Here is a 20,152-nt window from a genome sequence, read left to right as displayed (position 1 = left end):
GGTGATGGCAACGGCCAACGGAGTCTTGATATGCACTGGGAATCCCCATTCCTGTTAAGAATGGGTCTGCACGATATGTCCGCAAGGTTGCATGGCCATGACATGCACCTGCACATTTCCGGTCACGCCGCTCCGGGGCCGGTTTGGGATTCGACACGCCAATCCGGCAAAATGGCCTCCTCTCTCTCCTTTCACCCTTCCCGACCATGAAGATCGTCGAAGTGCGCCACCCGCTGGTGCAGCACAAGATCGGCCTGATGCGCAATGCCGCGCTCAGCACCAAGGATTTCCGCGAACTGGCCAACGAGCTGGGTACCCTGCTGGCCTACGAGGCCACCGCCGACCTGGACACCGAGCCGCACACCCTGCCTGGCTGGGCCGGCCCGGTGACGGTTCAGCGCATTGCCGGCGCCAAGATCACCGTGGTGCCGATCCTGCGTGCCGGCCTGGGCATGCTCAGCGGCGTGCTGTCGCTGATCCCGGCCGCCCGTGTCAGCGTGGTGGGCCTGCAGCGCGATGAGGAAACCCTGCAGCCGGTGCCCTACTTCGAGCGCCTGACCGGCCGCCTGGAAGAGCGCGACGCACTGATCCTCGACCCGATGCTGGCCACCGGCGGCACGCTGATCGCCACCATCGACATGCTCAAGCGCGCCGGCGCCCGTCGCATCAAGGGCATCTTCCTGGTGGCCGCGCCCGAAGGCATCGAAGCAGTCAAGGCCGTGCATCCGGACGTGGAGATCTACACCGCGGCCATTGATGCCCAGCTCAACGACAAGGGCTACATCCTGCCGGGCCTGGGCGACGCCGGCGACCGCATCTTCGGAACCCGCGTCGGGTAATCCCGGTGAACGGGTCGGGTCCCTCTCCGCAGGAGAGGGCTCTGATCCGCCAACCACTCGCGGGCGCGCTTCGCCGCGGCACGTGAACGCCCGTGGACGCGGGCGTGGCCGACGCGTGATCCTTCACGTGGCCTTACCGGTCGGAAGCGAATGCTCCGCGCACCCGCCACCGCTTGGAGCATTCCGATGAAAGCCGCTTTCCTGCTGGCCGCCGTCCTGCTGGTTGGCCTGCCCCTGGCTGCCAACGCCACCACCCCGCAGCAGCAGCGCATGGCCGAATGTTCGGCCAAGAACAAGGGGCTGAAGGGTGATGCCTACAAGACCGCGCAGAGTTCCTGCCTCAGCGGCCACGCCGCGGAAACCAAGGCGGTCAATCCACAGCAGGAACGCATGCGCAAGTGCAATGCCGACGCGGGTGCGAAGAAGCTGGCAGGCGATGCGCGCAAGACCTTCATGAGCAGCTGCCTGAAGGCGTCGTAACGAGAGTGATGTAGAGCCGAGCCCACGCTCGGCTCTGCCGTTACCCCAGGGCGCGCGCCTTCAGCTCGCCCTGTTCGTGCAGGGTCACGAAACGTCCCTTGTCATCACGGCCCAGCTGCGCCAGCGCCACCTGCGGGTCGTGGGTGAAGAACAGCCGCACGTTGCGCGCCAGCTTGTCTTCAAGGAACTGCCGCTTCTCGTCGATCAGCAGCTCGGCGTTGCGGTCGTAGCCCATGGTGATCGGCACGTGTACCCATGAGCGCCCCGGAATCAGGTCGGCACAGAACACCACGCCACCGTGCGCATCTTCACCGGCATGCGCATGACCAACGATCTCGGCCAGCATCAGCCCCGGCGTATGCCCGTCGCTGTAGCTGAAGCGCACGCTGCGGCCAAGTGCCTTCGAGTACTCCCCCTCCACCACTTCCAGGCGGCCACTGGCCTGCAGCAGGCCGGGCAGCTCAGGAATGAAACTGGCCCGATCGCGCGGGTGTGGCTGCACGGCGCGCTGCCAGTGCTGCGCACCGACCACATAGGTTGCGTTGGGGAACAGCAGCTCGGGCTCGCGCCCTTCGCTCCATGCCGCCAGCAGGCCGCCAGCATGATCGAAATGCAGGTGGCTGAGCACCACCACGTCGATGTCCTCGTGCTCGAAGCCGGCTTCGCGCAACGAATCGATCAGCACGTGCTGGCTTTCCTGCACGCCGTAGCGCTCGCGCATGCGCGGATCGAAGAACGCTCCGATACCGGTTTCAAACAGCACGGTCTTGCCTTCCAGCGGACTGGCAAGCAGCGCGCGGCAGGCCAGCTCGATGCGATTGAGCTCGTCCGGTGCCGCCCATTTTTCCCACAACGCGCGCGGCGCGTTGCCGAACATCGCGCCGCCATCAAGGCGTTGCGAGTTTCCACGAATAGACCAGAGTTTCATGTGTCGATTATCGGCGCCGAACCGTTAAATAATCGCTAGAAAGTAAACGGAAAACCCCGCCGCCGAAGACGGGGTTTCGATATCCGCCGAAGTGCCGGCCAGTGGCCGGCACTCCCACGTCAATGGGCCGGCACGACCTGGGCACTGCCCACCGGATTGCGCGGGTCGCTGCCGCCGAACAGTCGGTTCGCCTTGCGGTCCCATTCCACGGTCTGCAGGTTGCCCCACACGTGGCTGGAACCGCGGCCGCCTGCGGCGACATTGCCCGGCAGGTCGATCTTGTGGCCCATCGCCTGCAGCTGCTTCACCGTCGCCGCGTCGAGTGCATCGTCCTCAGCTTCGATCAGGTCCGGCAGCCACTGGTGGTGATAGCGCGGCAGCGCAGCAACCTGCTGCGCGTCCAGGCCGGCGTCGTAGCCGAGGATGCCCAGCAGCACCATGGTGATGATGCGGCTGCCACCCGGGGTGCCCAGCACGATCACCTTGTCGCTGTTTTCCATGAAGGTCGGCGTCATCGAGCTGAGCATGCGCTTGCCCGGCTTCGGCGCATTGGCCTCGTAGCCCATCACGCCGAATGCATTGGGCGTGCCTGGTTTCAGCGCGAAGTCGTCCATCTCGTTGTTCAGCAGCACGCCGGTGCCCTTCGGAATCAGGCCCGAGCCGTACAGCAGGTTGACGGTCTGGGTGGCGCCGACGCGGTTGCCGTCACGGTCGATGATCGAGAAGTGCGTGGTCTCGTCATCTTCCAGTGGCGTCGGGTTGCCCGACAGCAGGTCGCTGGGCGTGGCCTTCTCCGGATGGATGGTCGCGCGCAGGCCCTGCGCGTAGTCCTTGCTGGTCAGCACCTTCTGCGGGATCTGCACGAAGTCCGGATCGCCGAGGAAGAAGGTACGGTCGCGGTAGGCACGGCGCATCGATTCCACCACCAGGTGGGTGCGGTGCGCCGGGTCCATCTTCCTGATGTCCCAGCCTTCCAGGATCTGCAGCATGCTGGCCAGCGCGATGCCACCGGATGACGGCGGCGGCGCGGTGGTGATCTTCCAGCCGTTGTAGTTGAACACGATCGGTTCGCGCTGCTTCACGCGATAACCGGCCAGCTCTTCAGCGGTCCAGTTGCCGCCAGCCTGCTTCACGCCGGCCAGCAACAGCTTTCCGGTCTGGCCCTTGTAGAAGCCATCGAAGCCACCCGCAGCCAGCCGCTCCAGCGTCTGCGCCAGTTCCGGCTGCTTGAACAGGTCTCCGGTAGCGATCGGCGTGCCGTTGCGCAGGTAGACCTCGCGCGTGCCGGGATAGCGCTCCATCACTTCACGGCGCGAGGCGTAGCCCTTGGCCATGCGCTCGTACACCGGGAAGCCTTCGCGCGCGATGCGGATGGCCGGCTGCAGCGAGGCCGACAACGGCAGCCTGCCGTGCTTGGCCGACAGTTCGACCAGCGCTGCAGGCAGGCCCGGGATGCCGGCCGACCAGGCGCCGTTGACCGAGCGGTCACGGTCCAGGTTGCCCTGCTTGTCGAGGAAGGCCTGCGGGGTCGCGGCGGCCGGCGCGGTCTCGCGCGCGTCCAGCATCACGTCCTTTCCGGTGGCCGCATCGTGCAGCAGGAAGAAGCCGCCACCGCCCAGACCGGAACTGATCGGCTCGACCACCGCCAGCGTGGACGACACCGCCACTGCTGCGTCGAAGGCGTTGCCGCCCTGGGCCAGGATGTCGATACCGGCCTGGGTGGCCAGCGCATGGCCGCTGGCAATGGCGGCGCCATCAGGGCGCTCGGCACGGACCGGGCTGCCGGCCCAGGCAATCGGGCTCAGCAGCAGGCCGAGCAGCAACAGGGGGCGGACGATCAGCGTCTTCATTCGGATGGGGGCTCCGCGTAGAGTTCGGGGTGATCGTGCTGCAGCTGGCGCAGCTTGGCCAGCAGCTGGTCTTCCGTTTCCACGATCTCCGGGTCCGGGTCGATGCACTCGACCGGGCAGACGACCACGCACTGTGGCTCGTCAAAATGACCGACGCATTCGGTACAGCGCGCAGGGTCGATCACGTAGATGGTTTCACCCATCGAAATGGCCTGGTTCGGGCAGGCCGGCTCGCAGACGTCGCAGTTGACGCAGAGCTCGTTGATTTTCAGCGACATGGCGATACTCCTCGCCCGCGCCTTGGGACAAAGGACCGGCCAGCGCGGGCGCGCGGGCCGGTCAGGTCATCAGCGGCACCCTTGCGGGGTGCCGCCCGGGCCATGCCGGAGCATGGCCGCCATGGCTCGGTATTACTTGGCTTCGACGAAAATGTACTCGGCGCCGGTCGGCTGGACCGCCGCCTGCACGCGGGCGTTGTCGGCCGACTGGCCGATGAAGACGACGCGCACGCCCTTCATCGAATCCGGCGCCACGTCCTTGAACACAGCCTGGATCATGTCAGCCATCTTGCCCGAGGCCGACGAACCGAAGGCCAGCATGTTGCCCGGCTGCACGCCACGGGCCACCGCCTGGGTCGCGCTCTCGGTCTGGCGCTCGTACTTGGCCTGGAAGTCCGGGTCCGATTCCGGCGAGAGGTAGTACAGGAACGGGCTGTTGCTGATGTTGCCCATGTTCTGGATGGCCACTTCCTGCAGGTACTTCTTCCAGCCGGCATCGTCATCCTTGGACGGCGCGACCAGGGCCTGCTTGGCCTCGTCGACAGGAGCGGCCTCTTCCTTCTTGCAGGCGGTGAAGGCCAGGGCCAACGAAGCGATCAGCATCGCGCGCATGGTGGTGTTCATGGGTTTCCTCCCGGAATGGTGCGTGGTGGTGTACGTAATGGGGTGCGGGTACAGCGGGGCTTACGACTGTGCCGCCTTCGCTTCGCGGACCTTGCGCAGGGCTTCGAGCACCGCGGCCGGCACGAAGCCGGACACGTCGCCACCCAGGCGGGCGATCTCGCGGACCAGCGAGGACGAAATGAAGCTGTGCTGCTCGGCCGGGGTCAGGAACAGGGTCTCGACCTCGGGGATCAGGTGGCGGTTCATGCTGGCCATCTGGAATTCGTATTCGAAGTCGGACACCGCGCGCAGGCCGCGCAGCAGCACCCCGCCCTGCACCGAACGTACGAAATGCGCCAGCAGGGTATCGAAGCCGATGACCTCGACATTGCCGTGATGGGCCAGGGCGCCGCGTGCCAGCTGCACGCGCTGCTCCAGCGGCAGCGCCGGGCCCTTGGACGGGCTCTGCGCCACGCCGACCACGACTTTTTCGAACAGCGGCGCGGCCCGGCTGACCAGGTCGATATGACCGTTGGTGATCGGATCGAATGTGCCGGGATACACGGCAATGCGGCGGTTGGCCACGGTCATGGGCGGGTGCAGATGTTCAGATGAGGTCAAAGTGTAGCAGTGGCGCGGCGGTACAGGGCAAAGCGCACCTCGCGGGTGCCGCCCTCGCGGTGCAGCAGCCAGTCCGGCGGCAGCACCGGCACGTGGCCGGCCGGCGATTCCAGGTACAGCCAGGCATCGGCGGCCAGGTGCCGCGGCAGCTGGGCCAGCACGTCCTGCCACAGGCCATCGGCGAACGGCGGGTCGATGAAGACCAGATCGGCCTGCTGCGCCTGCGCCCCTTGCAGCCAGCGCAGGGCATCGGCCTGCACCACGGTGATCTGGTCGCTGGCCTGCAGCCTGGTCACGGCGGCGGTCAGGTTGCGCCCCAGCTGAGCATCACGCTCGACCAGGGTGGCGTGAGCAGCGCCGCGCGAGACCGCCTCCAGGCCCAACGCGCCACTGCCGGCGAACAGGTCCAGCACCCGCGCGCCGCCCAGTCTGGGCATCAACCAGTTGAAAAGGGTCTCGCGCACGCGGTCGCTGCTGGGCCGAAGCCCTGGCAGGGTCGGCACCGGCAGGCGGGTATTGCGCCAGCGCCCGCCGATGATGCGGACCTGACCGTCATTGCCCCCACGGCCGCTCACCGGCGCCCCCGGCGGGAGGTATTCAAGAATTTCAGCATGAGTGGGATTGTAGTTCGGCCGGCCCGCGGCCGGCACCCGCAGAGGCCGAAGCGACAGCCAGAGCAACGGCAAAAGCTGGTTCCCTGGGGGTAGGCGGGGTAGGTCAGGCTGTGGGGGACGCCGTAAACCCGTCCATGGGGGCTTGGCCGCGGCATCCATGCCGCGGACACCCCCACAACCTGACCCACCCCGCCTTCGACAGTTTCCTGCGAGCTGTCGGAACGACTCTTGGGGTCAGATCCGTTTTCCTGCGGAAAACGGATCTGACCCAAGTTTTATTTCGATATCTGACAGATGTGTCGACCAAGGTCGACACCTACCAACAGCCGCGTGAACCTGTCAGAGGCGGGGCACTGTGGGTTCGCGGGGTGTGAGCCGCATGGATGCGGCGACCAAGGCTACATGGACGTACTTGCGCCGTCCCCGCGAACCCACAGTGCCCCGCCATCCCACGGAATGCCGCTCTGGCTCTGGCTTTGGCAGTTGCAGTTGCACTGGGCGGGTGCCGGGCGCAGCCCGGCCGACCAACCCCTTGATTTCGGGACAATCAGCCATACCCATTGGCGAGGCCGCACGCGCTGGCGCGGCATTGCACATGGAGCCCTATCGATGACCGACACCATCCAGACCGAAACCCTTGGCTTCCAGACCGAAGTCAAGCAGCTGCTGCAGCTGATGATCCACTCGCTGTACTCCAACAAGGAAATCTTCCTCCGCGAGCTGGTCTCCAACGCCGCCGACGCCGCCGACAAGCTGCGCTTCGAGGCCCTGACCCAGCCGGCGCTGCTGGAAGGCGACAGCGAACTGCGCGTGCGCGTCAGCTTCGATCCCTCCGCCCACACCATCACCATCGACGACAACGGCATTGGCATGAGCCGCGCCGAAGCCATCGCCCACCTGGGCACGATTGCCAAGTCCGGCACCGGCGACTTCCTGCGCCAGCTGTCCGGCGACCAGAAGAAGGATTCGCAGCTGATCGGCCAGTTCGGCGTCGGCTTCTACAGCGCCTTCATCGTTGCCGACGAAGTGGAAGTGACCTCGCGCCGCGCCGGCCTGGCCGCAGGCGAAGGCGTGCGCTGGACCTCGCGCGGCGAAGGCGATTTCCAAGTGGCCACCGTCGACAAGGCCGAGCGCGGTACCCGCATCGTGCTGCACCTCAAGGACGGCGAGCACGGCTTCGCCGATGGCTGGCGCCTGCGCAGCATCCTCAAGAAGTACTCGGACCATATCGGCCTGCCGATCCAGATGCCGAAGGAAGGTGGCGAAGAAGGCGCCGCGGCCGAATGGGAAACCGTCAACCGTGCCAGCGCGCTGTGGACCCGTCCGCGCACCGAGATCAGCGACGCCGAGTACACCGAGTTCTACAAGCACGTTGCACACGATCACAGCGATCCGCTGGCGTGGAGCCACAACAAGGTCGAAGGCAAGCTGGAGTACACCTCGCTGCTGTACGTGCCTGGCCGCGCGCCGTTCGACCTGTATCACCGTGATGCGCCCAAGGGCCTGAAGCTGTATGTGCAGCGCGTGTTCGTGATGGACCAGGCCGAGCAGTTCCTGCCGCTGTACCTGCGCTTCATCAAGGGCGTGGTCGATTCCAACGACCTTTCGCTGAACGTCTCGCGCGAGATCCTGCAGTCCGGCCCGGTCATCGATTCGATGAAGGCCGCGCTGACCAAGCGTTCGCTGGACATGCTGGAAAAGCTGGCCACCGACAAGCCGGAGCAGTACGCCACGTTCTGGAAGGAATTCGGCCAGGTGCTGAAGGAAGGCCCGGCCGAGGACTACAACAATCGTGAGAAGGTGGCCGGGCTGCTGCGCTTCGCCTCCACTCGTGGCGACGGCGATGCACAGACTGTGTCGCTGGCCGATTACCTCGGCCGCATGAGCGAAGGCCAGGACAAGATCTACTACCTCACCGGCGAGAGCTACAGCCAGGTGCGCAACAGTCCGCACCTGGAAGTGTTCCGCAAGAAGGGCGTGGAAGTGCTGCTGCTGACCGACCGCATCGACGAGTGGCTGATGGGCTACCTGACCGATTTCGACGGCAAGGGCTTCGTCGACATCGCCCGCGGCGACCTCGACCTGGGCGCGCTGGAAACCGAAGCGGACAAGCAGGAACAGGAAGCGGCGGCCAAGGACAAGCAGGGCCTGGTCGAGCGCCTGAAGACGGTACTGGGCGATGACGTGGCCGACGTCCGCGTCTCGCACCGCCTGACCGATTCGCCGGCGGTGCTGGCCATCGGCGAGCAGGACCTGGGCCTGCAGATGCGCCAGATCCTCGAAGCCAGCGGGCAGAAGGTGCCGGACAGCAAGCCGGTGCTGGAGATCAATCCGGGCCATCCGCTGATCGCCAAGCTGGATGCAGAAGCCGACGGCGCACGCTTCGATGATCTCGGCCGGGTACTGTTCGACCAGGCCGCACTGGCCGCCGGTGACAGCCTGAAGGACCCCGGCGCCTATGTGGCGCGCCTGAACAAGCTGCTGCTGGAGTTGTCGGCCTGATCGAGGCGGTGGTCGCCGGGCATGGCCCGGCGATGCTCTGGTTGGTGCCAACCTTGGTTGGCACTGCAGCAGAGGCCAACCTTGGTTGGCGCCCCAAAAGCGTGCCAACCAAGGTTGGCACCTACTCAGGGGGGCGAGCGTGTCAACCCAGGTTGACACCCACCAAAGCCGGGCGGCTCAGACCTCCCGATCCAGCAGCGAACCCAGCATCTGGTCCTGGCGCCGTATCACCGTGGCATTGGCGGCGAAGGCCACCACCTCGGCTTTCGCCGCCAGCAGGTCCCCCAATGGCGCGCCAGCATCGGCGTCGGCAGGGGTCATCGCGGCCTGCACCCCGCCCTGCTCCGCCTCACTGCGCAGCAGTTGCAGGCGTCGGGCATCAGGAGTCGCCAGGTTGGCCACGTTGTGCGCGGCCACCTGCACGCCCTGGTGGGCCGCGCGCATCCCGCCGAGAGCGATTCCCATCACGTCGTTCATGGCGGTCTCCGGGCCGCGCTGCGCAGCCCTTCGGACCGGTTAACGGCCGGCGGGCCGCGACCTTGAGTCCACATCAGCCCGACAGGCCCGAGTGGTAGCATATCCCCCTGATTTCAGCGCCTTTTGCCAATGCTCAGTTTTTTCCGCCGCAAGAAGCCCCAGGATGCCCCCGCCACGGAGGCACCCAAGACCCAGCACTACTCGGCTGAAGAGCTGGCGGCGGCGTTCCCGTCAGCCGCCCCGGCCGAAGACGCCGCCACGATCCCGGTAGTCGAAGCCGCAGCACCGGCACCTGTACCGGAACCGGCGCCCGTCGCCGAATGGCCTGCCGTACCGGCTGCGCAGCCGGTCACCGCGCCGGAGGACGTCCAGGCCGAAGTGCTGGCTGCGGCCGCCGTGCTGGCCCCTCTGGCTCCGGTCATTCCGGTCGAGGAACCAACCGCCCCGGCCGCCGACCTGCCAGCTCTGGTGGATGCCCCGCCAGCCCCGGCCGGCAAGCCCGGCTGGCGCGAGCGCCTGCGCAACAGCGTCATCGCGCGCAGCTTCGGTGGCCTGTTCTCGCGCAATCCCAAGCTCGACGACGACCTGCTGGACGAACTGGAAACCGCACTGATCACTGCCGACGTCGGCGTGGGTGCCACTACCGATCTGGTCGAGGGCCTGCGCAAGCGCATGAAGTCGCGCGAGTTCGCTGATGCCAATGCGCTGCTGGCCGCGCTGCGCGCCGAGCTGATCGCGATCCTGCAACCGGTCGCCAAGCCGCTGGTGATCGACCGCAACGCCAAGCCCTTCGTGGTGCTCACCGTCGGCGTCAATGGTGTCGGCAAGACCACCACCATCGGCAAGCTGGCCAAGCGCTTCAAGGACGAGGGCCACAGCCTGATGCTGGCCGCCGGTGACACCTTCCGCGCCGCCGCCGTGGCCCAGTTGCAGGCCTGGGGCGAGCGCAATGGCGTGGCCGTGGTCGCGCAGGGGCAGAACGCCGATGCCGCGTCGGTGGCGTTCGACGCGCTGCAGGCCGGCAAGGCCCGCGGCACCTCGGTGCTGATCGCCGATACCGCTGGCCGCCTGCATACCCAGTCCGGCCTGATGAACGAGCTGGGCAAGATCCGCCGCGTGCTCGGCAAGATCGACCCCACCGCCCCGCACGAAGTGCTGATGGTGATCGATGGCACCACCGGCCAGAACGCGCTGTCGCAGCTGCGCCAGTTCAATGCTGCGGTGAACGTGACCGGCCTGGTGGTGACCAAGCTGGACGGCACTGCCAAGGGCGGCGTGGTGTTCGCACTGGCCCGCGAGTTCGGCATCCCGATCCGCTTTGCCGGCATCGGCGAGCGCCCGGAAGACCTGCGCGTGTTCGACCCGGAAGCCTTCGTCGACGCCCTGCTGCCCGAAGCGCTGGGCGCCTGATACACCGTGCAGCCACGCATGGCGTGGCTCTACTGCACCGCAACCGCAATCCAGTAGAGCCACCCTACGGGTGGCTGCCTTCCCCGGAACACCCATGCCCCGCCAGCCGCACGCCAGCGCCGACAGCCCCCAGCAAGACGACTTCATCGCTCGCCTGCTGCACTGGTTCGACGACCACGGCCGCCACGACCTGCCCTGGCAGCACCCGCGCAGCCCTTACAGGGTCTGGTTGTCGGAGATCATGCTGCAGCAGACCCAGGTGACCACGGTCATCCCGTACTTCCTGCGGTTCCTGCAGCACTTCCCGACCCTGCCCGACCTCGCCACCGCCAGCAATGACGCGGTGATGGCGCAGTGGGCAGGGCTTGGCTACTACGCCCGTGCGCGTAACCTGCATGCCGCTGCAAAGCGCTGCGTGGAACTGCACGGCGGCGACCTGCCGCGCGATTTCGATGCATTGCATGCCCTGCCCGGCATTGGCCGCAGCACCGCTGGCGCGATCCTCAGCCAGGCCTGGAACGACCCGTTCGCGATCCTTGACGGCAACGTCAAGCGCGTGCTCAGCCGCTATCACGGCATCGACGGCTTCCCCGGCCTGCCAGTCATCGAAAAGCAGCTATGGGCGATCGCCGAGGCACACGTGGCGAAGGTGCCGGCCGGTCGCATGGCCGATTACACCCAGGCACAAATGGACCTGGGCGCGTCCGTATGCAGCCGGGCCAAGCCCGCCTGCGTCATCTGCCCGCTGCAGGACACGTGCGTGGCACGCCGCGAAGGCCGCACCGCTGAACTGCCCACGCCCAAGCCCAGCAAGACCCTGCCCGAGCGCGAAGCCGTGGCTCTGCTGCTGCGTGACGCCCAGCAGCGCGTGCTGCTGCAGAAGCGGCCGGACACCGGCATCTGGGCGCAGCTGTGGACGCTGCCGCAGGCGGAGGCCGGCAGCGACCTGCAGGACTGGTTCGACGCACATGTCGACGGCTCGCTGGAAGATGCAGAGGAACTGCCGGTGCTGCAGCACACCTTCAGCCACTACAGGCTGCACCTGCAGATATTGTCACGGAAGGTGCGCGGCCTGCGCGTGGAAGAACCCACGCTGCGCTGGGTCGCCAACGACGAGCTACCCGCATTGGGCCTGCCAGCGCCGATCCGCAAACTGCTCGACGGCGCCACGATCAGGACGCCAAAACGAACTTCCAAGAAATCCCGCAACCACGAGTGAGTGCCATGCCCCGAACCGTCTTCTGCCAGTACGAACAACGCGATGCCGAGGGCCTGGACTTCGTGCCCTACCCCGGCGAGCTGGGCCAGCGCATCTTCAACAACATCGGCAAGCAGGCCTGGGCCGCATGGCTGGCGCACCAGACCATGCTGATCAACGAGAACCGGCTGTCGCCGCGCACCCCGGAGCATCGTGCGTTTCTTGAAGGCGAACTGGTCAAGTTCCTGTTCGAGAAGGACGCAGAGAAGCCGGCTGGCTTCGTTCCGGAAGCCTGACCTGCCGGTAGCGCCGGGCCATGCCCGGCGTCCAGGCATCCGCCGGGCATGGCCCGGCGCTACCCGTTCATTTCCCGGATTCCTCGCGCTCCTGCACCTGCGCCTGTCGCAGCTCCTGCTCGGACGCGCGCAGCGCCTTCACATCCAGCTTGCGGATGCTGTCGATGAAGCACGGCATGCGCGGGCCACCGGTAGGGTCGCGCACCAGCACCTTGTCGAAGCGCGCCGAAACACGATTCATCTGGCTGGTCAGGCCGATGGCGGTGGCATACGGCAGGTCCTGGCAGGGGCCTCTCAGCTCCAGCAGGTAGGCCTCGCTCGGGCGCGTCCAGACCGCCAGTGCGCTGTCGCCCAGTTCGGTCCAGCCATTGAGGGTGCCGAAGAACTGCATGTCGCTCTGCGGCGCACCGGCGTGGGCGCGGTAAAGGTCAAGCTTCTCGGCGCTGCTGAGCCGGCCGGTGGTCGCGCAGGCGACCAGGGCGAGGCAGAGGCCGGCCAGCAGGATCGGGGTCTTCATGGCGATCTCCTCGGGGAACTGTCGCCATCATGCGCCCGGGCTCGCAACGCTGGCGCGACGACCGGCAGCCCATTCAGCCGCCGGTCGGCGGCTGCTGGCCGGACCACGGTAGACGCCAACCTTGCTTGGCGCTTGCCCTGAAGGAGCAGCCGACCCAGGTCGGCTTCCACCAAAGCGGGCCCAGCGCCTCAGACGTCGGCGTGGGCCAGTGCGTGCAGGCGCCCTTCCCGCAGTTCCAGCACCCGGTCCAGGCGACGCGCCAGGCTGCGGTCATGGGTCACCAGCACCAGGCTGGTATGGCGCGCGCGGTTGAGTTCAAGCATCAGCTCGAACACCGTTGCCGCCGTGCGGTCATCCAGGTTGCCGGTAGGCTCGTCGCCCAGCACGCAGGCCGGGTGATTGACCAGTGCCCGCGCCACCGCAGCACGCTGCCGCTCGCCGCCGGACAGCTCGCCCGGCTTGTGGTCCAGGCGATGGCCGAGGCCGACCGCTTCCAGCAGCATGGTGGCGCGGCTGCTCGCTTCGGCCACCGCGGTGCCAGCCAGCAGCACCGGCATCATCACGTTTTCCAGCGCGGTGAACTCCGGCAGCAGGTGATGGAACTGGTAGACGAAGCCCAGCGCCTGGTTGCGCAGCAGGCCGCGCGCGGTGTCCGACAGCGCCGACATGCGCTGGCCGGTCACATAGACCTCACCGGCAGTGGGAATGTCCAGGCCACCCAGCAGGTGCAACAGCGTGCTCTTGCCGGCGCCGGAGGCACCGATGATCGCCACCGTTTCGCCGGCGGTCACGGTCAGGTCCAGCCCATCGAACACCGGGGTCTGCATGCGCCCTTCAGCGTAGGTCTTGCCCAGTGCTTCGGCACGGATCACTTCGTCGCCGCGGTTGAAGACCTTATTCATAACGCAGGGCCTCCGCCGGCTGGGTGCGTGCTGCCCGCCAGGCGGGATACAGGGTGGCCAGGAAGCTCATCAGCAGCGCGACCACGGTGATCGCCACCACGTCGCCCGTCTGCATGTCGGTCGGCAGGCCGGTGATGTAGTACACATCCTCCGGCAGCAGCTTGACGTTGAACACGCTCTCGATGGCGCCGAGGATGCGTTCCAGGTTGAGGGTCAGGGTGATGCCGCCGATCAGGCCAGCCAGCGTACCGAAGATGCCGATCAGCGAACCCTGCACCATGAACACCTGCATCACGCCACCCGGGGTCAGGCCGAGGGTGCGCAGGATGGCGATGTCGGCCTGCTTGTCGGTCACCAGCATCACCTGCGAAGACACCAGGTTGAACGCACCCATGGCGATGATCAGCGACAGCAGGATGCCCATCACCACCTTTTCCATGCGCAGTGAGTGGTAGAGATTGGCATTCTGCTGGGTCCAGTCGCTTACGCGGTAGGCGCCACCGAGGTTCTGCGCAAGATCCACGCCCACCTCCAGCGAGCGGTCCATGTCGTGCAGTTTCAGGCGCACGCCGGTGGCACCGTCGCTGCGCAGCACGCGCTCCAGGTCCTGCATGTTGGCGAAGCCGACGCCGCGATCGACCTCGTTGTAGCCGGCCTCGAAGAGGCCACTGACGGTGAAGCGTTTCATCCGCGGCACCGCGCCGGCCGGCGTGCCCTGCACTTCGGCAAAGGTCACCAGCACCTGGTCACCAACGTCCACGCCCAGCCAGATCGCCAGCTCCTTGCCCAGCAGCAGGTTGAAGCTGCCCGGCTTGAGGCTGTCATAGCTGCCCTTGGTGATCTTCTTGTCGATCACCGAGACGTTCGGCTCCAGCGCCGGATCGATGCCCTGGATGATCGCGCCCTGCACGCGCGGGCCGCTGATCATCGACTGGATCTCGATGTACGGTGCGGCGCCGGCCACACGCGGGTCCTTCCTGGCCACGTCGACCACCCGCATCCAGTCCGGCATCGGTTCGCCGTCGCGGCTGATGGTGGTGTGCGCGGTCATCTGCAGCAGACGGCTGCGGATTTCCTTCTGGAAACCGCTCATGACGGCCAAGGTGGTGATCAGCACCGTAACGCCGAGCGCGATGCCCAGGATCGATGCCATCGAGATGAAGGAGATGAAGCCGTTGCGGCGCTTGGCACGCAGGTAGCGCAGGCCGATCGCCACGGGAATGGGTTTGAACATGCAGGCACGCCAGTCAATTCAGCTTATGGTGCCATTGACCGGGGCCGACGGGAAACGCCGCGTGCGGCCACGGCCAGTCGCAGTTCACGTCGCTGCCCGGAATCGAGCACATCGGGCCAGAACAGCAGGCGCCGGCGGCGCCGATCCTCACACCACAGCAACAACAGCCATGGGCCACGCACCACCAGCCGTGGCGTATCAACGTCCTGCCCGGCCACCTGCAGTGGTTCGGGAAGCGGCGCAAGAAGCACCTGTACGCGTGGCCTGCGCTGGCGCCAGGCCAGTTCGGCCAAGCCGACGCCCCAGGCCAGCAGCAGCGCGGGCATCAGCAGCCGCGCAGGCAGATCCGAGGCGCGCAACAGCCAGGGTGCGGCCAGCAGCACCACCAACTGAGCGGCGGCCTGCAGCCTCGAAGGGCGCCACTCAAGGCTTGAGGGTGAGGATCTTCTGCATGAGGGGGATCGCGTGCGCATGCGGACAGGCCTCGTAGCCCATGAACCAGCGCCACAACTTATCGTCCTCGCAGTCGAGCAGGAACAGGAAAACCTCGCGCTCTTCGGTCGGCGCAGTGCGCCATTCGTGGTCGAGATAGCGCTCGAACAGCTGATCCAGCTCACGCATGCCGCGGCGGCAGCGCCAGCGCAGCTTCTTCAGCAGAACGTCTTCTTCCATCGTGCTTCTCCAGATACAGCAAAGCCACGCATGGCGTGGCTCTACTGAGGTGGTGCAGCCACGCATGGCGTGGCTCTACCGGGTACAGCCAGGCCTGATCAGGCGCGGCGTTCCATCATCAGCTTCTTGATCTCGGCGATGGCCAGCGCCGGGTTCAGGCCCTTCGGGCAGGTGCGGGCGCAGTTCATGATGGTGTGGCAGCGGTACAGCTTGAACGGATCTTCCAGATCGTCCAGGCGCGCACCGGTGTCCTCATCGCGCGAGTCGATGATCCAGCGGTAGGCCTGCAGCAGGATTGCCGGGCCCAGGTAACGCTCGCCGTTCCACCAGTAGCTCGGGCAGCTGGTCGAGCAGCAGGCGCACAGGATGCACTCGTACAGGCCGTCCAGCTTCTTGCGGTCTTCCGGCGACTGCAGGCGCTCGCGGTCCGGCGGTGCCGGGGTCTGGGTGCGGATCCACGGCTTGATCGAGGCGTACTGCGCGTAGAAGTGGGTCAGGTCCGGAACCAGATCCTTGACCACGTTCATGTGCGGCAACGGGTAGATCGGCACTTCCTTCTTGCCGCAGTCCGAGATGGCTCGGGTGCAGGCCAGGGTGTTGGTGCCGTCGATGTTCATCGCGCACGAACCACAGATGCCTTCGCGGCACGAGCGGCGGAAGGTCAGGGTCGGGTCGATCTCGTTCTTGATCTTGATCAGGGCGTCCAGGACCATCGGGCCACAGGCATCCAGATCGACCTCATAGGTATCGGTGCGCGGGTTGCTGTCGTCGTCCGGACTCCAGCGGTAGATCTTGAAGGTGCGCACATTCTTGCCGCCGTTCTTGACGGGGAAGTGCTTGCCTTTCGTGATCTTGGAATTCTTGGGGAGTGAAAACTCGGCCATGGCTGCTCTCGTTGGCTCAGGCGGCCCGCGCCCGTGGGCGCGGATTGCATGGTAGGCGGGGTCGGATCAGTACACGCGCGGCTTCGGTGGCACCACGGACACGTCGTCGGTCAACGTGTACATGTGCACCGGACGGTAGTCGAAGCTGCACTTGCCCTTCTCGTCGACGCTGACCAGGGTGTGCTTCTGCCAGTTGACGTCGTCGCGGTCCGGATAGTCCTCGTGCGCATGCGCACCACGGCTTTCCTTGCGCTGTTCGGCCGAGTTGATCGTCGCCACCGCGTTGAGCAGCAGGTTGTTCAGCTCGTAGGTCTCGATCAGGTCCGAGTTCCAGACCAGCGAGCGGTCGGAGACCTTCACGTCCTGGAACGAGTCGAAGATCTTGTCCATCTTCTCGCAGCCTTCCTTCAGCGTCTGGCTGGTGCGGAAGACGGCCGCGTCGGCCTGCATGGTGCGCTGCATGCGGTCGCGGATGACCGAGGTCGGGGTATCGCCGTTGGCGTGGCGCAGCTTGTCCAGCAGGCCCAGCGCCTTGTCGCAGGCATCGGCCGGCAGCGGCTTGTGCGCGGCGCCCGGCTTGATGGTCTCGGCGCAGCGGTTGGCCACCGCACGGCCGAACACCACCAGGTCGAGCAGCGAGTTCGAGCCCAGGCGGTTGGCGCCGTGCACGGAGACGCAGGCCGCTTCGCCGATGGCGTACAGGCCCGGCACCACGGCGTTGTCGTTGTCGCCGACCTTCTGCACCACTTCACCGTGGTAGTTGGTCGGGATGCCGCCCATGTTGTAGTGCACGGTCGGAATGACCGGGATCGGCTGCTTGTGCACGTCGACGCCGGCGAAGATGCGGGCGCTCTCGGCGATGCCCGGCAGCTTCTCGTCGATCACGCCCGGGCCGAGGTGGGTCAGGTCGAGCAGGATGTGGTCCTTGTGCTCGCCGACGCCGCGGCCTTCGCGGATCTCGATGGTCATCGAACGGCTGACCACGTCGCGCGAGGCCAGATCCTTGTAGTGCGGTGCATAGCGCTCCATGAAGCGCTCGCCGCTGCTGTTGCGCAGGATGCCGCCTTCACCGCGGACACCCTCGGTGATCAGGCAGCCGGCGCCGTAGATGCCGGTCGGGTGGAACTGCACGAACTCCATGTCCTGCATGGCGATGCCGGCACGCATGGCCAGGCCGCCACCGTCGCCGGTGCAGGTGTGCGCCGAGGTGGCGCTGAAGTAGGCACGGCCGTAGCCGCCGGTGGCCAGCACCACGCCCTGGGCGCGGAACAGGTGCAGCGTGCCATCGGACATGTCCAGGGCCAGCACGCCGCGGCAGGCGCCTTCGTCGTCGAAGATCAGGTCGAGCGCGAAGTACTCGATCATGAAGCGCGCATCGTGCTTCAGCGACTGCTGGTACAGGGTGTGCAGCATCGCGTGGCCGGTACGGTCGGCCGCCGCGCAGGTACGTTGCGCCGCCGGGCCTTCGCCGTACTTGGTGGTCATGCCACCGAACGGACGCTGGTAGATCTTGCCTTCGGCGGTGCGCGAGAACGGCACGCCGTAGTGTTCAAGTTCGATGATGGCCGGGATGGCCTCACGGCACATGTACTCGATGGCGTCCTGGTCACCCAGCCAGTCCGACCCCTTGATGGTGTCGAAGAAGTGGTAGCGCCAGTCGTCCTCGCCCATGTTGCCGAGTGCGGCCGAAATACCGCCCTGGGCGGCAACGGTGTGCGAACGGGTCGGGAAGACCTTGGTCAGGCACACGGTCTGCAGGCCCTTGGCGGCCAGGCCGAACGTGGCGCGCAGGCCGGCACCGCCGGCGCCGACCACGACCATGTCGTACTTGTGTTCGGTGATCTTGTAAGCGGACATCTAATCTGGATTCCTGTGTAGGTGCCTGGGCTCAGGCAACGCCGAGGGCGATGCGGCCCACCGCAAACACACTGACGATCATGCCGAGCACGGCGACGAACTTCACCGCGGTCTGCAGCACCAGGGCCAGCAGCGATTCGTGGATGTAGTCTTCCAGCACGACCTGCATGCCGAGCTGCGCGTGCCAGAACATGGCGATCAGCAGGCCGATCAGCGGCACCGCGTTCCACGGCTTGGCCACGGCGGCGGCGGCGGTCGCGTAGTCCGAGCCGAGCAGGCCCAGCACGAAGACCAGGAACCAGATGCCCAGCACCACCAGTGCGGCGGCGGTCAGGCGCTGGTGCACGAAGTGCTCGGTGCCGGTCTTGGCCGAGCCCAGGCCGCGCACGTTCTTCAACGGAGTACGGAACTTGCTCACGCGGCACCTCCGAACATCACATAGGCCCACACCAGCAGGGTGATCACCAGGCTGCCGATGACCGACAGCCAGCTGCTGCGGATGAAGGCCGGGATGCTGAAGCCGATGGCAAAGTCCTGCACCACGTGGCGGATGCCATTGCACAGGTGATAGGCGAACGACCATGTCCACGCGAACAGGAACACGCGGCCATACCAGGCCCCGGCATGGCCGGTGAAGCAGTTCCAGGACTCGGGCCCCATCATCAGGGCCAGCAGGCCGGCAGCGATGATGAGGGCACCAACAGACAGAAAGATGCCGGTGGCTCGATGCAGGATCGAGGTGGCCATCTGAATCTGCCAGCGATACACCTGAAGGTGCGGGGAAAGTGGGCGTTGTCTGGTCGCCATTCGCTGGGCTCGTTGTCTCGGCTGGGCGGCACGCGGCCGCGTTGGCTCAATGCTGATCAGAAATCGATGCAGCGTCCGTTTTTCTCCCAATCGCCATACCGCACCGGATCAAGTCCGCCGCGGCCGCCGAATTCTTCTGCCTTTTCCTGCTCCACGGGCACGGGTGCCGCAGGGACCAGCGGGGCTTCAGTTTCGTCGTCGGGAGTGGGGGTTGTTTGGCCTATCATGTTCGGTCTCGCAACGCACAAATTTTAGACCTCGTTCACGTGCCTGACAACCTGCCCCCTGCTTTCGTCGGATATCCGCGCCTGCCCGGCCACCAGCTGCTGAGCCTGCAGGGCCCGGATGCGGCCGCCTTCGCCCACGCCCAGTTCAGCAGCGATGTCACCGCCCTGCCCCTGTTGCACTGGCAGTGGAGTGCCTGGCTGAGTGCCAAGGGCCGCACTCTGGCGGTGTTCCAGCTGCTCCGGCTGGCCGACGATCACGTGATGCTGGTGCTGGCCGACGGCGATGCCGATGCGATTGCGTCGCAACTGCAGCGCTTCGTGTTCCGTCGCAAGGTGAAGGTGCAGGGACGCAGCGATCTGGCAGCGGCCGGCGCCTTCACCGCGCCCGAGGCCGCCAGCGGCGCGGCGATTGCGCAGGCCGCAGATGAGGGTTGGGAGCTGGACCTGGGCAGCGATGCACTGCCGCGCACCCTGCGCATCGGCAGCGCCGAAGCGTTCGCCGCCAGTTCTGAAGCCGATGAGACTGCTTTTGCCCTGGCCTGGCGCCAGGCCGACCTGCGCTACGGCCTGCCACGGCTGGAAGAGAGCCAGCGCGAAGTGTGGACCCCGCAGCAGCTGGGCCTGGACCGCCTGAATGGCTACAGCGTGAAGAAGGGCTGCTACCCCGGCCAGGAAATCGTCGCCCGCACCCATTTCCTCGGCAAGGCCAAGCGCGCGGTGCAGCTGCTGCATACCGCGGCACCCGCACAGGCCGGCGATGGCGTGCAGCAGGACGGCGCGACGCTGGGCACAATCGCCAGCGTGGCCGGCGAGCTGGCGCTGGCGGTGCTGCCACTGGAGGCTGGCGACGCCGAGCTGCAGGTGGGTGATGCCATTGCGCAGCGCGTGCCGCTGCTGGATGGATTGGCGCGCTGAATCTGACGCGCCCTCATCCACGCATGGCGTGGATCTACTGA

Annotated in this window: 24 protein-coding genes; 7 read left to right on the top strand and 17 right to left on the bottom strand. The window is 66.5% G+C overall.

The annotated features are described in order from the left end of the window. Nucleotides 1–206 precede the first annotated feature (206 nt). Together upp and ACTXG9_RS17360 are read left to right on the top strand one after the other, a co-directional pair. Complete coding sequence (gene upp, locus ACTXG9_RS17365) at nt 207–839, top strand: uracil phosphoribosyltransferase (protein ID WP_005409099.1); 633 nt, start codon at nt 207–209, stop codon at nt 837–839. Nucleotides 840–1,025: 186 nt separating this feature from the next. Continuing rightward, a complete protein-coding gene (locus ACTXG9_RS17360; RefSeq protein ID WP_019661214.1) occupies nt 1,026–1,319 on the top strand; it encodes a PsiF family protein in 294 nt (97 codons plus the stop codon). A 40-nt stretch (nt 1,320–1,359) separates the two neighbouring features. Here the strand turns inward: ACTXG9_RS17360 and ACTXG9_RS17355 are convergent, their stop codons facing one another. From ACTXG9_RS17355 to rsmD, 6 genes are all read right to left on the bottom strand, one after another. Further along, nucleotides 1,360–2,247 (bottom strand): MBL fold metallo-hydrolase, encoded by an 888-nt coding sequence (locus ACTXG9_RS17355; RefSeq protein ID WP_019661213.1) that lies wholly within the window; start codon nt 2,245–2,247, stop codon nt 1,360–1,362. A gap of 119 nt (nt 2,248–2,366) precedes the next feature. Next, nucleotides 2,367–4,097 carry a gamma-glutamyltransferase gene (gene ggt, locus ACTXG9_RS17350; RefSeq protein ID WP_207049292.1) on the bottom strand — a complete coding sequence of 577 codons (1,731 nt, stop codon included), beginning with the start codon at nt 4,095–4,097 and terminating at the stop codon, nt 2,367–2,369. Beyond that, on the bottom strand, nt 4,094–4,375 hold the full coding sequence (locus ACTXG9_RS17345; RefSeq protein WP_010484376.1) for a YfhL family 4Fe-4S dicluster ferredoxin: 282 nt from the start codon (nt 4,373–4,375) through the stop codon (nt 4,094–4,096). The genes ggt and ACTXG9_RS17345 overlap by 4 nt, the downstream gene beginning before the upstream one ends. 132 nt (nt 4,376–4,507) lie before the next feature. After that, nucleotides 4,508–4,999 (bottom strand): hypothetical protein, encoded by a 492-nt coding sequence (locus ACTXG9_RS17340; RefSeq protein ID WP_010484374.1) that lies wholly within the window; start codon nt 4,997–4,999, stop codon nt 4,508–4,510. Nucleotides 5,000–5,059: 60 nt separating this feature from the next. Continuing rightward, nucleotides 5,060–5,569, bottom strand: a complete 510-nt coding sequence (gene coaD, locus ACTXG9_RS17335; protein ID WP_005416145.1) for a pantetheine-phosphate adenylyltransferase — start codon at nt 5,567–5,569, stop codon at nt 5,060–5,062. Between the two features lie 26 nt (nt 5,570–5,595). After that, nucleotides 5,596–6,174 (bottom strand): 16S rRNA (guanine(966)-N(2))-methyltransferase RsmD, encoded by a 579-nt coding sequence (gene rsmD / locus ACTXG9_RS17330; protein ID WP_456115777.1) that lies wholly within the window; start codon nt 6,172–6,174, stop codon nt 5,596–5,598. A gap of 648 nt (nt 6,175–6,822) precedes the next feature. On the opposite strand from rsmD, the gene htpG reads away from it, so the two are divergent. After that, the gene (htpG, locus tag ACTXG9_RS17325) at nt 6,823–8,715 is read left to right on the top strand and encodes a molecular chaperone HtpG (protein ID WP_058980285.1); all 1,893 of its coding nucleotides are present in this window, start codon (nt 6,823–6,825) and stop codon (nt 8,713–8,715) included. Between the two features lie 177 nt (nt 8,716–8,892). On the opposite strand, the gene ACTXG9_RS17320 is transcribed toward htpG, so the two are convergent. Further along, entirely contained in the window at nt 8,893–9,192 is a 300-nt protein-coding gene (locus ACTXG9_RS17320; protein ID WP_021203986.1) for a hypothetical protein, read from the bottom strand. A gap of 129 nt (nt 9,193–9,321) precedes the next feature. On the opposite strand from ACTXG9_RS17320, the gene ftsY reads away from it, so the two are divergent. The 3 genes from ftsY to ACTXG9_RS17305 all read left to right on the top strand — a co-directional run bounded on the left by ftsY (nt 9,322) and on the right by ACTXG9_RS17305 (nt 12,096). Then, entirely contained in the window at nt 9,322–10,602 is a 1,281-nt protein-coding gene (gene ftsY, locus ACTXG9_RS17315) for a signal recognition particle-docking protein FtsY (RefSeq protein ID WP_111103658.1), read from the top strand. 94 nt (nt 10,603–10,696) lie between these two features. Beyond that, on the top strand, nt 10,697–11,821 hold the full coding sequence (gene mutY / locus ACTXG9_RS17310) for an A/G-specific adenine glycosylase (RefSeq protein WP_288040104.1): 1,125 nt from the start codon (nt 10,697–10,699) through the stop codon (nt 11,819–11,821). A 5-nt stretch (nt 11,822–11,826) separates the two neighbouring features. Next, nucleotides 11,827–12,096, top strand: a complete 270-nt coding sequence (locus tag ACTXG9_RS17305) for an oxidative damage protection protein (protein WP_019661206.1) — start codon at nt 11,827–11,829, stop codon at nt 12,094–12,096. 67 nt (nt 12,097–12,163) lie between these two features. Here ACTXG9_RS17305 and ACTXG9_RS17300 read toward each other — a convergent pair whose 3' ends face one another. From ACTXG9_RS17300 to ACTXG9_RS17255, 10 genes are all read right to left on the bottom strand, one after another. Next, nucleotides 12,164–12,613 carry a DUF6491 family protein gene (locus ACTXG9_RS17300; RefSeq protein ID WP_021202024.1) on the bottom strand — a complete coding sequence of 150 codons (450 nt, stop codon included), beginning with the start codon at nt 12,611–12,613 and terminating at the stop codon, nt 12,164–12,166. Between the two features lie 188 nt (nt 12,614–12,801). Next, the gene (gene lolD, locus ACTXG9_RS17295; protein WP_019661204.1) at nt 12,802–13,515 is read right to left on the bottom strand and encodes a lipoprotein-releasing ABC transporter ATP-binding protein LolD; all 714 of its coding nucleotides are present in this window, start codon (nt 13,513–13,515) and stop codon (nt 12,802–12,804) included. Further along, on the bottom strand, nt 13,508–14,749 hold the full coding sequence (locus ACTXG9_RS17290; RefSeq protein WP_019661203.1) for a lipoprotein-releasing ABC transporter permease subunit: 1,242 nt from the start codon (nt 14,747–14,749) through the stop codon (nt 13,508–13,510). Before ACTXG9_RS17290 ends, lolD begins: the two co-directional genes overlap by 8 nt. A gap of 23 nt (nt 14,750–14,772) precedes the next feature. After that, the gene (locus tag ACTXG9_RS17285; protein WP_111098758.1) at nt 14,773–15,222 is read right to left on the bottom strand and encodes a hypothetical protein; all 450 of its coding nucleotides are present in this window, start codon (nt 15,220–15,222) and stop codon (nt 14,773–14,775) included. Then, nucleotides 15,173–15,421: an FAD assembly factor SdhE gene (locus ACTXG9_RS17280; RefSeq protein WP_019661201.1), complete on the bottom strand. Its 249-nt coding sequence runs from the start codon at nt 15,419–15,421 to the stop codon at nt 15,173–15,175. Before ACTXG9_RS17280 ends, ACTXG9_RS17285 begins: the two co-directional genes overlap by 50 nt. A gap of 98 nt (nt 15,422–15,519) precedes the next feature. Further along, a complete protein-coding gene (locus ACTXG9_RS17275; protein WP_005409079.1) occupies nt 15,520–16,305 on the bottom strand; it encodes a succinate dehydrogenase iron-sulfur subunit in 786 nt (261 codons plus the stop codon). A gap of 66 nt (nt 16,306–16,371) precedes the next feature. After that, complete coding sequence (sdhA, locus tag ACTXG9_RS17270; protein WP_014036803.1) at nt 16,372–18,162, bottom strand: succinate dehydrogenase flavoprotein subunit; 1,791 nt, start codon at nt 18,160–18,162, stop codon at nt 16,372–16,374. A 31-nt stretch (nt 18,163–18,193) separates the two neighbouring features. After that, nucleotides 18,194–18,580 carry a succinate dehydrogenase, hydrophobic membrane anchor protein gene (sdhD, locus tag ACTXG9_RS17265; protein WP_005409077.1) on the bottom strand — a complete coding sequence of 129 codons (387 nt, stop codon included), beginning with the start codon at nt 18,578–18,580 and terminating at the stop codon, nt 18,194–18,196. Continuing rightward, nucleotides 18,577–18,969: a succinate dehydrogenase, cytochrome b556 subunit gene (sdhC, locus tag ACTXG9_RS17260; RefSeq protein WP_005416132.1), complete on the bottom strand. Its 393-nt coding sequence runs from the start codon at nt 18,967–18,969 to the stop codon at nt 18,577–18,579. Before sdhC ends, sdhD begins: the two co-directional genes overlap by 4 nt. 56 nt (nt 18,970–19,025) lie before the next feature. Then, nucleotides 19,026–19,196: a DUF1674 domain-containing protein gene (locus ACTXG9_RS17255; protein ID WP_074901279.1), complete on the bottom strand. Its 171-nt coding sequence runs from the start codon at nt 19,194–19,196 to the stop codon at nt 19,026–19,028. A 39-nt stretch (nt 19,197–19,235) separates the two neighbouring features. Here ACTXG9_RS17255 and ygfZ point away from each other — a divergent pair, with 39 nt between their 5' ends. After that, on the top strand, nt 19,236–20,111 hold the full coding sequence (gene ygfZ, locus ACTXG9_RS17250; protein ID WP_021202021.1) for a CAF17-like 4Fe-4S cluster assembly/insertion protein YgfZ: 876 nt from the start codon (nt 19,236–19,238) through the stop codon (nt 20,109–20,111). Nucleotides 20,112–20,152: the final 41 nt, after the last annotated feature.

It is taken from the genome of Stenotrophomonas maltophilia group sp. LNF247 (genome assembly GCF_054083135.1).
The sequence above is the reverse complement of the archived record's forward strand: the minus strand, read 5'-3'. Positions and strand labels throughout refer to the sequence as shown.